This window comes from Stenotrophomonas sp. 24(2023), from assembly GCF_030913365.1.
In the GTDB taxonomy this organism is placed as follows: domain Bacteria; phylum Pseudomonadota; class Gammaproteobacteria; order Xanthomonadales; family Xanthomonadaceae; genus Stenotrophomonas.
This window is the reverse complement of the sequence record NZ_CP133160.1, coordinates 4,233,683-4,246,556: the sequence shown is the minus strand read 5'-3', so window position 1 is coordinate 4,246,556 and position 12,874 is coordinate 4,233,683. Positions and strand designations below refer to the sequence as shown.

Annotated in this window: 10 protein-coding genes; 2 read left to right on the top strand and 8 right to left on the bottom strand. The window is 69.0% G+C overall.

What is annotated here, in order from left to right:
- Positions 1-74: 74 nt before the first annotated feature.
- The 5 genes from Q9R17_RS19345 to Q9R17_RS19325 all read right to left on the bottom strand — a co-directional run bounded on the left by Q9R17_RS19345 (position 75) and on the right by Q9R17_RS19325 (position 8,581).
- Positions 75-2,453, bottom strand: a complete 2,379-nt coding sequence (locus tag Q9R17_RS19345) for a response regulator (RefSeq protein WP_308156201.1) — start codon at positions 2,451-2,453, stop codon at positions 75-77.
- Positions 2,454-2,457: 4 nt separating this feature from the next.
- Positions 2,458-2,928 carry a response regulator gene (locus Q9R17_RS19340; protein ID WP_308156200.1) on the bottom strand — a complete coding sequence of 157 codons (471 nt, stop codon included), beginning with the start codon at positions 2,926-2,928 and terminating at the stop codon, positions 2,458-2,460.
- A complete protein-coding gene (locus Q9R17_RS19335) occupies positions 2,925-5,165 on the bottom strand; it encodes an ATP-binding protein (protein ID WP_308156199.1) in 2,241 nt (746 codons plus the stop codon). Before Q9R17_RS19335 ends, Q9R17_RS19340 begins: the two co-directional genes overlap by 4 nt.
- A 243-nt stretch (positions 5,166-5,408) precedes the next feature.
- A complete protein-coding gene (locus tag Q9R17_RS19330) occupies positions 5,409-8,297 on the bottom strand; it encodes a type 2 lanthipeptide synthetase LanM family protein (RefSeq protein WP_308156198.1) in 2,889 nt (962 codons plus the stop codon).
- A 77-nt stretch (positions 8,298-8,374) separates the two neighbouring features.
- Complete coding sequence (locus Q9R17_RS19325) at positions 8,375-8,581, bottom strand: DUF6229 family protein (RefSeq protein WP_308156197.1); 207 nt, start codon at positions 8,579-8,581, stop codon at positions 8,375-8,377.
- A gap of 309 nt (positions 8,582-8,890) precedes the next feature.
- Between Q9R17_RS19325 and folE2 the strand changes: the two genes are divergently transcribed.
- Together folE2 and Q9R17_RS19315 are read left to right on the top strand one after the other, a co-directional pair.
- Positions 8,891-9,850 (top strand): GTP cyclohydrolase FolE2, encoded by a 960-nt coding sequence (gene folE2 / locus Q9R17_RS19320; protein ID WP_308156196.1) that lies wholly within the window; start codon positions 8,891-8,893, stop codon positions 9,848-9,850.
- A 38-nt stretch (positions 9,851-9,888) separates the two neighbouring features.
- Positions 9,889-10,332, top strand: coding sequence for a DUF4124 domain-containing protein (locus Q9R17_RS19315; RefSeq protein WP_308156195.1), 444 nt, complete (start codon positions 9,889-9,891; stop codon positions 10,330-10,332).
- Positions 10,333-10,351: 19 nt separating this feature from the next.
- On the opposite strand, the gene Q9R17_RS19310 is transcribed toward Q9R17_RS19315, so the two are convergent.
- The 3 genes from Q9R17_RS19310 to Q9R17_RS19300 form a co-directional block, all read right to left on the bottom strand.
- On the bottom strand, positions 10,352-10,993 hold the full coding sequence (locus Q9R17_RS19310) for a response regulator transcription factor (RefSeq protein ID WP_308156194.1): 642 nt from the start codon (positions 10,991-10,993) through the stop codon (positions 10,352-10,354).
- The gene (locus Q9R17_RS19305; RefSeq protein ID WP_308156193.1) at positions 10,986-12,044 is read right to left on the bottom strand and encodes an ATP-binding protein; all 1,059 of its coding nucleotides are present in this window, start codon (positions 12,042-12,044) and stop codon (positions 10,986-10,988) included. Before Q9R17_RS19305 ends, Q9R17_RS19310 begins: the two co-directional genes overlap by 8 nt.
- Positions 12,045-12,128: 84 nt before the next feature.
- Positions 12,129-12,866, bottom strand: coding sequence for an MgtC/SapB family protein (locus Q9R17_RS19300; RefSeq protein WP_308156192.1), 738 nt, complete (start codon positions 12,864-12,866; stop codon positions 12,129-12,131).
- Positions 12,867-12,874 lie beyond the last annotated feature (8 nt).

The following is a 12,874-nucleotide window of genomic DNA, read 5'->3' as shown; positions in this document are numbered from 1 at the left end:
AGGCGGTGACGCCCCGGCGTGAACACCCCTGCTCAGGCACGCCTGCTCACGCCCGCCCGCTCAACCCGGCCAGCTCAGGCTGCCGCCGACGGTTCGAGCATGCTGCGCACGGCGGCGGACAGGTCGCTGCGGGTGAACGGCTTGGCCAGCAGCGTGGCGTTGCGGCCGCTGGCGCCATGGTCGCGCGGGTACCCGGAGGTGAACAGCACGGGCAGCCCCGGGCGGCGTCCGGCGACTTCGCGCGCCAGCTCCCAGCCGGACATGCCCGGCATCACCACGTCGGAAAACAGCAGGTCCACGCGCACGTCCGGGCGATCGAGCAGGCGCAGCGCCGTGGGGCCGTCATGCGCTTCCAGCACGCGGTAGCCCAGCTGCCGCAGTGCTTCCACCGTGTACGCACGCACATCGTCGTTGTCCTCGGCCACCAGGATCGTTTCCTCATGGGGCTCGAAGCCGGCCAGCCCCGTCGGGATGTCACGCTGGGCGTCCGGCAGCGGCAGGCCCGAACGCGGGAACATCAAGGTGATGGTGGTGCCGGCACCTTCGCGCGAATCCACCTGGATATGGCCGCCGGACTGCTTGACGAAGCCATGCACCATGGACAACCCCAGGCCGGTGCCACGGCCGACCTGCTTGGTGGTGAAGAACGGTTCGAATACCCGCGCGAGCGTATCGGTGGACATGCCATGGCCGGAATCGCGTACGCGCAGCATCACATACTGGCCCGGGGCGGTATCGGGGAACTGGGCGGCGTAATCCTCGTCCAGCAGGCCGTTGTCGATCTCGATGGCCAGATGGCCGCCATCGGGCATGGCGTCACGGGCGTTGACGGCCAGGTTCAGTACCGATGCCTCCAGCTGGCTGACATCCAGTTCGGCGCACCATACATCCGGCATGGTGTTGATCTCCAGCCGCACCAGTTCGCCCAGCGCACGCTGCAGCATGTCCTGCATGCCCAGCACGCGGTCGTTGAGGTCCACCGCTTCGCTGCGCAGCGGTTGGCGGCGGGCGAAGGCCAGCAGGCGCTGGGTCAGGCTGGAGGCACGCATCACGCCTTTCAGGGCATTGTCCAGGGCACGGGCGCTGGGCGCGCTGGCGGTGCCGCTGCGCTCGTTGAGCAGCATTGCGTGTTCGACGTTGCCGGCGATGACGGTCAGGATGTTGTTGAAGTCGTGCGCGATGCCGCCGGTAAGCTGGCCGACGGCCTCGATCTTCTGCGATTGCCGCAGGGCGTGCTCGGCGTCGCGCCGTGCCGTGGTGTCCACGCCTTCCCACACCACGGCGGTGGTCGTCCCGTCGTGGTCGCGCAGGGGGCGGAAGGAAAAATCAAAACGGCGCAGGCCGGTGGGCAGCTCCAGGTCCAGTTCGTGGCGCGATGCGTGGCCGGCCGTCGCCGCCGCCACGGCGCTGGCCACCATCGCACGTGCGCCGGGCGTGCCGGCAAACCAGGCCGAATCGCAGAAGGCGGTGCCGACCACCTCGTCCTTGGAGGCCAGGATGGCCGCCAGCGAGGCGACGTTGGCATCCAGCAGCGTGCCATCGGTGCCCAGCAGGGCCTGGTGCTGGAAGCTGGACTCGAACACCGCCTGCAGCCGCATTTCGCTGGTCTGCAGTTCGGCGGTACGTGCTTCGATCTCGCGCTCCAGGTTGCCGTTGGCGCGCCGCAGCAGCTGTTCGGAGCGCTTGAGGCCGGTGATGTCGCTGGCCAGCGTGGTGAACCCGGTCACCCGGCCATCGGCGGCGATCTCGGGCATGCAGTCCACCTGCAGGTGGCGCAGCCCATCGCGGTGGTGCTGCAGGCTGGCCTCGAAACTGACCCGTTCACCGGACAGCACGCGCTGGAAGTACGGCAGGGCCCAGGCGAACAGTTCCGAGCCGACGACATCGGCCAGGGAGCGGCCCAGCAGTTCGCCGGCCGACAGGCCATGCCATTCCTGGTAGGCACGGTTGGCGAAGCGATAGCGGAAATCCAGCCCGAAATGGGAAATCATCGCCGGCACGGCATCAGCGATCAGCTGCAGGCGATCGCGGTTTTCCTGCAGGGCCTGCTCGGTGGAGGCCAGGCGGTGGCGTTCGTGGCGTTCCTGCAGGGCGCGGGTGATGGCATCGGGCAGGCGCTGCAGGCGCTGCTTGACCACGTAGTCGCGCGCGCCACGGGTCAGCGCCTGCACGGCCAGTTCCTCGGTCAACGTTCCGGAAACGAAGATGAAGGGAATGCCGGGTGCCAGTTCGCGCGCCAGGCCCAGGGCAGTGTCGCCGTCGAAACCGGGCAGGACATGGTCGGCCAGGATGATGTCGAAATGGCCGTTGACGAGGCTGTCGATGAATGGATCGCGGGCCCAGACGCGGTGGCTGTCCACCTTCAGCCCGGCGCGGGCGAGCTGGGCCAGGATCAGCTCGGCATCCAGCGCGCTGTCTTCCAGCATCAGGATGCGGATGGAGGCGGCGGCCATCGGCTCATTCATGGTGCGTGCCCGAACCCGTGCCACTGCGGTGCGGCGGGGGCTGGTTGGTGATGCCCCAGAACATGCCCAGCCCCTGGATGGCGGTGAAGAACTCCTTGAAATCGACCGGCTTGACCACGAACGCGTTGACGCCCAGTTCGTAGCTGCGCACCAGGTCCTGTTCCTCCCGCGAAGAGGTCAGCATGACGATGGGCGTGCTGCTCAGCTGCGGGTCCCGCCGTACCGCTTCGAGCACTTCCAGGCCATTGATCTTGGGCAGCTTCAGGTCCAGCAGCACCACCACCGGGCCACCGTGCCTGGCTTCGGCATAGCGGCCCTGGCAGCGCAGGTAGTCCAGTGCTTCGGCGCCATCACGCACGTGGGTGACGTCATTGAGCAGCTGGCAACGCGCCAGCGCCGCCAGGGTCAATTCGGCGTCGTTGGGGTTGTCTTCAACCAGCAGGATGGGTCGCAGGTCCTTCAAGGGCCTTCTCCGGAAAACAGGGGCAGGCTGAAGTGCAGGGTGGCGCCTTTGCCGACCTCGCCTTCGGCCCAGGTGCGCCCGCCGTGGCGGGCAATGATGCGGTGGACATTGGCCAGGCCGATGCCGGTACCTTCGAATTCCTCGACGTGGTGCAGCCGCTGGAACACCCCGAACAGCTTGTCCACGTAACGCATGTCGAAGCCACAGCCGTTGTCGCGGACGAAGAACACGTCCTCGTCGCCGGCACGCTCGTGGCCGACTTCGATCACGGCGTCGGGCTGGTCGCGGGTGAACTTGACCGCGTTGGACAGCAGGTTCTGCCAGACCAGGCGCAGCATGGCCGGGTCGGCATCCACGCTGGGCAGGGGGGCCATGCGCCAGGTGATGGCGCGGCCGGTGTATTCCATGTCCAGACTGCGGCGCACATCCTCCACCAGCGTGGCGCAGTCCACCTGCGCCCGCCCGATGGCCGAACGCCCCATCTGCGAGAAGCTGAGCAGGTCATCGACCAGCGTTCCTGCGGATTTCGCCGATTCGACGATCGTGTCCAGGAAGCGTTTCTCGGTCGCGGTCAGCCGGTCGGCAGCCGAGCTTCCCAGCAGTTCCGAATAGCCGACGATGTGCCGGAACGGGGCGCGGAGGTCATGGCTGACCGAATACGAAAATGCCTCCAGTTCCTTGTTGCTGCGCAGCAGCTGCTCGTTGAGTTCGGCCATTTCTTCGGCCTTACGCAGCACGATATCGACGATGGCCGTGCGCATTTCCAGGGCGGCATCGCGGTCCTCCGGCTCCCAGGGCAGGCTGCGCTGGTGCACGGTTTCCTTCCAGGCTTCAAAGGACATGCGCGGTGACAGCGGCTGCCCGGCGCTGGGGGCCTTGCGCGGGTCACCGCCCCAGCGCACGGTGCGCACCACCTCCGGCCGGAACCACATCAGGAAGCTGTCGTGCAGCTGGGAAATGGACACCGCCAGCAGGCCGCTGGCCACATCGGCAAAGGCATCGGCTTGCGGCCACAGCTGGCTGAGGTGATCGGTGGCCAGCAGCTCGTGGCCCTGGCCGCTGCCGGCCATCCAGTGCACCAGCGCCATCACCTGTGCCTGGCTGGGCGCCTGGCCCAGCAGCACGCAGTCACCGCGGTGCACGATGGCCGCGCCGGTCGCGTTGGCCAGTGCCAGCAGGCTGGCGCTGTCGCGGCCCAGGGCGGCCATGAAATCCTCGGTGCCGGCCATGCGGCCGAGCAGCTTGACCAGGGTGGCGCGGCGCGCGACCCGTTCCTCCACCGCCAGGGCGCGTTCCTTCAGCGCGATCTGCAGCGACAGGATCTGCCCGATGAACTCGCAGGCCGTGCGTACGTGGTAGGGCACCCGGCGTGGTTGCTGGCTGTGGCAGGACACCAGGCCCCACAGCCGGCCCTCGTTGAGCAGCGAGACCGACATCGATGCGCCGGTGCCCATGTTGCGCATGTACTGCAGGTGCACCGGAGAAACACTGCGCAGCGACGCCAGGCTGAGGTCGGTGGGGGCACTGCCGGCCATTGCCGCACTGCGCTGCAGCGCGACGGGCTGGTAGTCGCTGTCGGCGATCAGCCGGACCCGGTTGCGCCGGTACAGTTCGCGGGCCTGCGCCGGGATGTCCGATTCGGGGAAGCGCAGGTCCAGATAGGAGGGCAGCACGTCGTTGCGGTCCTCGGCGACCACGGTGCCATTGAAGCCTTTGTCGAACTGGTAGACCAGGGCGCGGTCGAAGCCGCACAGTGCACGCACATGGACCGACGCCAGCTCGCACAGCTCGCGGGTGCTGGCGGCCTTTTCGATGGCGGCCATGAACCGGCGCAGCGCAGGGTAGAGGTCTTCCAGGGAGCCGGGCTCGCCATGCACCGGCGATTCCAGTTCCAGCAGCAGGTGCGTGGTGGAACGGTGCGCCAGCAGCTGGTGGCGGCCATGCCCGTCCAGGTACACGCCACCGAGGAACGCCGATGCCCCGGGGCGCATCTGTTCCAGGTGCGGCAGGAACGGGGCCAGCACGCCGCCCAGGACCTGGGCGACCGTGTGGTCGAGCGGATCACCGAAGGCGGCGAGCATCGATGGCAGCGAAACCGCCCGCTCCACCACCTGCAGTGTCCCGGGATGGACGACCAGCAGCACACCGTAAGGCTGGATGGCGCCGGGGGTATGGATGGGTTCGCGTGCGCAGCTGGACAGGTCCAGGCGGGACGGCGGCGCTGCAGGTTCGGACATCGTGTTGGAATTGCCGGAATGGCGCTACTGCAACAGGTGGGCCGTCTTCATCGCGTGATGCGGCCGCGGTGCCTGTTCGTGTGGCGCAGTCACCAGCGCAGTGAGCAAGGGCCCCCATGGTGCCTCAAAGCACCGGCATCGCCTACACCTGCAGGCCCGCGCACCGGTCACGCAGGCGGCCGCCGTCCTTCGCGCTGCCGGACTGAATTCTTCAGGCAGGCAGCGCGTGTGCCGGCCGTGCTGTCATGCGCTGGCCATGTCCGCGCCGTGGCGGGCGCCCACGGCGTGGGGGGCCGTCGTGGCGGTACGTTCCAGCAGCAACGGCGATGGCAGGCGGCACCGCGGATGCATGCGCAGGAAGCCGTAGATCGCCCCGGACAGCCCGATCATCAGCCCGGGGGTGAAGGCCGCACGGGTGAGCCCCCCCACCATGCCCTGGTGCTCCTCCACCGAGGAGATCACTTCGATGGCGGCCGTGTCCTGCGGGTAGGGACAGCCCTGCGGGTCCACCACGGCCGCCTTCAGCAGCAGTTCGCGGGTGGACAGATCGCCATGGCACAACGTGTGGCTGAAGCCCCATTGGCCGGACGCATCGGCCACGGCGCGGCGCAGGTCACGCAGGTGCGTGGGAGCGCCGGTGCGCGCATACAGGTCGGCGGCGGCCAGGCCGATGCCGACACTGCCATGGCACCAGGTGGGGAACACCTTCTGGTCAGCGGTCAGGTGCAGGTCGCGCCAGCGCCCGGTGTGGTCCTCGAACAGGGCGGCCTGGAAGGCGAAGGCGCCGTCGGCCAGGGCCTGCCACTGCTGGCGCTGCGCGGCGGTGCCGGCGCCGGTCAAGGCCAGCCGCGCCAGGGCCCAGCCCATGCCCATCGCCCCATGGCCGAAACCGCCGATGGGCGTGCTGAACTGCGGCGTCGGCCAGCGCACGCCATCACCATCGATGAGGGCCGCAGCCTGCATGCGATCGGCCGCACGCGCCGCCAGCGCCAGCCAGCGCGCCTCGCCGGTGGCCTCGGCCAGTGCGATCAAGGGTGGGATCAGGCCGGCCACGCCGTCGATCAGCTCGAACTTGGTGGCGTGCGCGAAGCCGTGCTGTTCCAGCCGGGCCGCGCACTGGCGGGCCTGTGCCAGCAGGTCCGGGCGCTGCAGCAGGTCGTGCAGGGCAACGAAGGCCCAGACCTGCGACCCGATGCCGACAAAACCGCCGTCGGTGCCGGGGACATGCAGCCGTGCCATCGTGCCCAGCACCGTGATGGCGCCGGCCAGTGCGCTGTCCAGCCCGGCCACCGGGTCGGCGCGGCCGTGCCGCACTTCCGTCGCATAACCGGCCAGGGCGAAGGCGATGCCGCCCAGGCCGAAGTACAGGTCCGGCTGCACCGGCTGCACCGTCCAGCCGGTGCGGGTGACTTCAGGCGTGATCCAGGTAAGGGTTCCATCGTTGCCACGCACCGACAGCCGGATCAGGTTGCGCGCGGCGGTGGCGGCCTGCATGCGCCGGCGGGCGTCCAGCGCATCGGCATGCGGATGGCGCGCGGCATAGGAATAGCCCGAACGTGCTTCGGCACGGGCCAGCGCGTGCTGGTTCAGATCGGTGGCGACCAGCGTGCTGCGGATGGACACATCTTCCAGGTCGATGCGCATGCTGCGCCAGTTGTCCACCACGCTGGCGATGCGTGGTGCATCCAGCGTGCACACGAAGATCGGAATGTCGCCATGGCGCAGATCGTCGATCTCCGCGCGTACGGCCGCGGCCGACGCCGGTGCCGCCGGGGCCACGGCGGCATTGCGCTGCAGCAGGTCCATCGCCCGTTCCACCGCGGCCGCTTCCTTGTGCAGTGATGCCGGGTGCCACAGCATGCGGGCCATTTCGGCATAGATCATCGTCGGGCGCAGCACCTCGCGCACCTGGCAGCCTTCGAAGCAGGCCAGCAGCGGGGCCAGCGTGCCATCGGCATCGCGTGCGCGCAGGCGTTCGCTGGCGGCCATGAAACCGGCACTGATGTCGTCCCAGTAGCGGGAGACATCCGGTTGCGGGCTGGGATGGTTCTGGGCAACGGCCACCTCGGCTTCCACCATGCCCAGCCGCGCGGGGCCCTCCGCGCTTTCGACGATGGCCGGAATGCGTATGCGCGGTTGCTCGCCCGGCAGGGCGCCGGCGGCAGACAGGTCCACCCCGTCCATGCCCAGGCCGCTGCTGCGGAACGGCACGATGCCGGTGCGCAGCACCGAGTTGCGCATCAGCCCCACGGCGGTGTCATGGGCGTTGCCGTAACCGGAAGGCGTGGTCGGGATGACCGGTGCGAACACACTTTCGGCATCGACCACGACCGGCACCGGGCCGCAGGCGATCAGGTTTTCCAGGTGGATGTCGGTGCCGCCGATCAGGCGCAGGATGGCCAGCCAGTGGCCCAGCCCCTGGTAGTAGCGGTGCAGTTCGGGTTCACCCTCGCAGTAGCGGTGTGGCGCGAACGCAGCCCAGCCATGGCTGCCACGGTCGATCACCGCAGGCACCCGCACCCGGTCGGGATCGTCGCCGAACACACCGGCAAGCAGGGCATCCAGCACATGGTCGATACGCAGCGAACGGGGCTTGTACATGACCGTGCCGCCGTCGAAGTGCACCCGGGCCACGGTGCGGCCCCCGGCGTGCAGGTCACCCCGGCCCAGCGCCAGCTGCTGCAGGTGGCCAGCGGGACGGCCGAGCAGGGCGGCCAGGCGCGGTCGGTCGCTGCCGATGCGTGCGGCCAGTTCGATGATGGCTTCGCATTGCCCATCGAGCATGCGCTCCAGCCGTGCCTGCAGTACCGGGTAGCGGGCGCGCAGGTGCACCTGGAAATCCGCATGGGTCGCCAGCGCCTCGAACTGTGCATGCTGGGTGGCGGCATCGGCAGCGGCATCGATCTGGCCGCAGCGCACGGCCGCGTGCAGTTCCAGCAGCAGCACGCGGTTGAGCTTGAGCTGGGCATTGGCCAGCAGCGCCTGCCGTGCCTCGCCATCGATCCGTTCGATCTCGTCCGGGTGCAGCGGGCCCTGCAGGGCCTGCAGGCCAGCGCGCAGGGCAATGCAGGTGTCGGCCAGGAAATGCGTGACGATGCGGGCAAGCGAAGCCGTGGCCGAATGTGCGGTCATGGGGTGTCCGGTGTGGATGCAGGGAAGGGCATGGAAACGGCGCGCAGCACGGGGCTGCGCGCCGCGGCACGCTTACATCAGCAGCACAGGCAGTGGTCGACCACCGACATGGTGGTGGTGCACATCGTGCCGCCACCGGTGACCATCGCAGCCGAGGCGACCGTCATCGCCGCTTCGGTGGCCTGCTGGCCATGGATGAAAAGGGAACCGGCCGGGTTGTCGCAGCCATCGACACTGTCCGCACCTTCGAGCCAACCTGAAACGACGTCATCATGCATCTGCATTGCTCAGTCTCCAGTTGATCCAGCATGTGGCGAAACACGGTGCTGCGCGGGTGCAGCACCGCGTGATGCACGGCCAGTCCATGGCGTTGCCAGAGCTGCAGCAATACGGGTCACCAGGATGGCCGCCCAGGGAGAGTGCAGGGAATGTCTTGTTGCGTCAAACCGTGACGTGCGTTGTTTCGCCTCCGGACAACGCCGCACGCGCTTCCGGACCGGCGACGGCCAGCGCGTGCCTGCAGCGTGGCTGCTGCCTACCCATCAGTGTTATAAAGTAACATCAGCCAGTCGCCTTCTACGTGACCCCATTCCATGCAGCGCCCATCCCCGCACGATCTCCCTGCCACGACCGCACCGGCCCAACCGGTACTTCCCGATGTCTGCGCCACGGAACCGGCCGCACTGCCGGCGGCACTGGACTGGGTGGGCATGGAGGGCATCCAGATGCCGCTGCAGCTGGACGACCCGCTGGCGGCCGGTCCGGCACCGACCACCTTCGACCTGTGGGTGGACCTGCCGCAGGCCGGCACCAAGGGCATCCACATGTCGCGCCTGTACGGCCGGCTGCAGGCGATGACAGCGGCCCGTGTGGCGCCGTCGGACATCGCCGCGCTGCTGGCATCGGTGATCGACAGCCATGCCGACTGCGGCAGCACGGCAGCGCGGCTGTCATGCAGCACCCGGGTGCTGCGTCCGGTACAGGCGCTGGTGACGCCAGGGCTGCACGGCTGGGCCGAGCATCCGGTACGGCTGCACGCCGAACACCGCGGCGGGCAGTGCTCACTGTGGCTGTGCGTGGAAGTGGTGTACGCATCCACCTGCCCGTGTTCGGCGGCGCTGTCGCGCCAGCTCATCCAGGCACAGTTCCGCCGCGACCATGCGGCCGGGCAGGCCGTGCCGGTGGAGGAGGTGGCCGCCTGGATTGGCGAACATGGCAGCCATGCCACCCCGCACAGCCAGCGCAGCGTGGCCACGCTGCAGGTGGCCCTGGACCCGGGCGATGCACGGGCCGCGTGGGGAATCGGGGATCTTGTCATGCGCGCCGAAGCGGCGCTGGGCACCCCGGTGCAGGGGCCGGTGAAGCGCGCCGACGAGCAGGCCTTCGCCCGCCGCAACGGGCAGAACCTGATGTTCGTGGAGGATGCCGCCCGTCGCCTGCTGGCGGCACTGCGCCCGTGGCATGCCGCCGGCACCATCGCGGTACGGCACCTGGAAAGCCTGCACCCGCACGATGCTGTCGCGCGGGCAAGCTGGCACGGCGGCGCCGGTTGAGCAGCGCCCAGCGCGGGACGCTGCGGGAAGCACTGGCCATGGGTATGATGTCGCCCGAACAGGGGGACAACATGGACGTACGCATCGTGATGGTGCTGTTGCTGGCGTTCAGCGCGCCGGCACAGGCGCAGCGGGTCTACAAGTGCGTGGAAAAGGGTGCGACGGTGTACCAGTCCGAGCCCTGCGCATCGGGCCCGGAGCAGAAATCGTGGTCGGCACAGGTGCCGCAACGCCGTGCGGATGCGCGCCGTGCCGAACAGCGCATTGAATCCATGCGCCGCGAAAACGCGTGGCGTGCCTATCGGGAGCGGGCGGCCGGACCGACCCGCGCCGTCATCGAGGAACCCGACATGCCCGACCGCGACCACTGCGAGGCGGCCAAGCGCCGGCGTTCGGCCGCCCTCGACGCGATGGGCACGCGCCGCTCCTGGGAGGCTACCCGGCCCCTGGAGGACATGGTCAACCGCGCCTGCGGTTACTGAGGGCCGCGCCGGGGCGGCATCAGCCGTGTTCCAGGCCCAGCCGGTCGTACATGCGCACCAGGTCCACCAGCGTGCGCGCCTGCATCTTGCGCATCACATGGGCGCGGCGCACCTTCACCGTGATCTCGCTGACCCCCAGGTCGGCGGCGATCTGCTTGTTGAGGCGGCCACGCACGACCCCGCCCACCACATCGCGTTCGCCGGTGGTCAGGCTGTCCCAGCGCTGGCGCAGCTTGTCCAGCACGCCATCGTCGCGGCGCCGTGCGCGATCGCGTTCGATGCCCTGGTGGATGGCATCGAGCAGTTCCTGGTCGCGGAAGGGTTTGGTCAGGAATTCCACGGCACCGCTTTTCATGGCGCTCACGCCCATGGCGATGTCGCCGTGGCCGGTGATGAACACCACCGGCAGGTGCAGGCCCAGGCCGGCCATCTGGCGGCTGAAATCCAGCCCGCTCTGGCCAGGCATGCGCACATCCAGCACCAGGCAGGCCGGCGCATCGGCCAGCGGGCAGGCGAGGAAGTCCTGGGTGGACGCGAACGCCTGCACCTGCAGGCCCATCGACGCCAGCAGGTCTTCCAGCGCCGCGCGTACCGAATGGTCATCGTCCACCACGTAGACGATGGGGCTGGGTTCAACGGCAGGAGGGACGGGCTTACGCATGGTCATGTTCGGTACGCGTGGGCAGGTCGAAGATGAAGCAGGCACCGCCGCCGCTGGGGCGTTCGGCACGGATATGGCCATCGTTGGCTTCGATGATGGAACGGCTCAGGCTCAGCCCCAACCCCAGGCCCCGTGCCTTGGTGGTCCAGAAGGCATCGAACACGCGCTCGGGGTGTTCGGGTGGCAGGCCGACGCCCCGGTCGCGCACGCTCAGGCTGACACGGTCACGGCCGTCGCGGGCGGTCACCAGCGACAGCCGGCGTTCGGCGGCCGGCACCGCTTCCATCGCATCGACGGCATTGAGGATCAGGTTGCCGATCACCTGCTGCACCTGCACGCGGTCGGCAAACACCGCCGGCAGGTCCGCGCCGGTCACACGGGCCAGCACGATGCCATGCTGGTCCAGTTCGCTGCGCGACAGGGCCAGCATTTCGTCGATGGCCTCATCCAGGTGGAAGGCGCGGCGTTCGGGCGCCGCACCGCGGGTCAGGCCACGGATGCGGGCAATGACATCGCTGGCCCGGTGCGCATCGGCCAGGATGCGCGCGATGCCCTGCAGTGCCTTGTCCACGTTGGGGGGCGACTGCGCCAGCCAGCGCTGGCTGGCCTCGGCGCTGGTGGCGATGGCGGCCAGCGGCTGGTTGACCTCGTGGGCGATGGAGGTGGTCAATTCGCCCACCGTCGAAGCGCGCGCCACCCGCAGCAACCGTGCCTGCGCATCCTGCACGGCCGCCTTGGCCGCTTCCATCTTCAGCGACAGGTAGGTGGTGATGCTGATGACCAGCACGCCGATGGCCGAGTTGACCACGCCCACCTGGAACGCACCGAAGCGGGTCAGGAAGAAGCTCAGCACGGTCAGGGCGATGCACAGGGCCGCCAGTGCGAGCAGGCCGCGGCGGGGCAGCACGCGCGAGGCGGCCAGGATCACCGCGGCATAGAAGCAGGCCGCGGCCACGGCGTAGTCGGTCAGCGTATCGGCGATGAAGATCGCCGCCATCACGACGATCAGTGCCAGCAGGACCAGGGTGCGGCGGGGCGGCAGCGATGACATCGGGAAGCTCCCGGGCAGGGTGGAGGAGGATAGCACCGGGGGCGGCTCCGCCCGGTCGCGGCGTGTCGTGCCAGGCCAGGCGCGTCAGTCGTCCATGCTGGCGTTCCAGTAGCCCTGCAGTACCCCGGGCGTGGCCGACAGCGTGGCCAGCACCGCGTCCAGTTCATCGGCATCGACGGAGGTGGCATACAGCGTCGCCTCGATCTCCACATCGCTTTCGCCGAACGGACGCTGGTCGACACCCCGGACCGGGTAGTTGGCCTGTTCCAGCAACAGCAGCAGCTGGTCGAGCACATCGGCCTGCTGGCCGCGCTGGCAGACCACGTTCACCGCGTAGCTGGCCTCGCTGAAGGCCTCGGGCAGCGGCTGCCGCTGGATGCGGTTGACCACCGGCCGCAGCAGCGTGTTGGTGGCCAGCACGAATACCGCCGCCAGCACGGCCTCGGGCAGCAGCTTGATGCCCGCGCAGGCGCCCACCGCCGCCGATCCCCACAGGGTGGCGGCGGTGTTCAGGCCCGAGACCTGGGCACCATCCTTCATGATCACGCCCGCGCCGAGGAAGCCGACACCGGAGATCACGTAGGCCACCACATACAGGGGCGACGGCGAGCCGCCGGCCATGTCGTGGAAGCGCATGGCCAGATCGACGAACACTGCCGCGCCCACCGCCACCAGCGTGTTGGTGCGCAGCCCGGCGGTGCGCTGGCGCAGCTGCCGTTCCAGGCCGATGGCGGCGCCGAGCACGAAGGCGGTGAGCAGGCTGATCAGCGAACTGACCAGCGCGCCGGGATGGAACGGGGGCAGGTGGGGGTTGAAATCCATCATGGGGT

Excerpts from the sequence above, each read along its gene's own strand:
- folE2 (WP_308156196.1), top strand. The coding sequence starts at position 8,891 with ATGCAGCGCCCATCCCCGCACGATCTCCCTGCCACGACCGCACCGGCC.
- Q9R17_RS19345 (WP_308156201.1), bottom strand. The coding sequence starts at position 2,453 with ATGGCCGCCGCCTCCATCCGCATCCTGATGCTGGAAGACAGCGCGCTG.
- Q9R17_RS19300 (WP_308156192.1), bottom strand. The coding sequence starts at position 12,866 with ATGGATTTCAACCCCCACCTGCCCCCGTTCCATCCCGGCGCGCTGGTC.
- Q9R17_RS19335 (WP_308156199.1), bottom strand. The coding sequence starts at position 5,165 with ATGTCCGAACCTGCAGCGCCGCCGTCCCGCCTGGACCTGTCCAGCTGC.
- Q9R17_RS19310 (WP_308156194.1), bottom strand. The coding sequence starts at position 10,993 with ATGCGTAAGCCCGTCCCTCCTGCCGTTGAACCCAGCCCCATCGTCTAC.
- Q9R17_RS19325 (WP_308156197.1), bottom strand. The coding sequence starts at position 8,581 with ATGCAGATGCATGATGACGTCGTTTCAGGTTGGCTCGAAGGTGCGGAC.
- Q9R17_RS19330 (WP_308156198.1), bottom strand. The coding sequence starts at position 8,297 with ATGACCGCACATTCGGCCACGGCTTCGCTTGCCCGCATCGTCACGCAT.
- Q9R17_RS19305 (WP_308156193.1), bottom strand. The coding sequence starts at position 12,044 with ATGTCATCGCTGCCGCCCCGCCGCACCCTGGTCCTGCTGGCACTGATC.
- Q9R17_RS19315 (WP_308156195.1), top strand. The coding sequence starts at position 9,889 with ATGGGTATGATGTCGCCCGAACAGGGGGACAACATGGACGTACGCATC.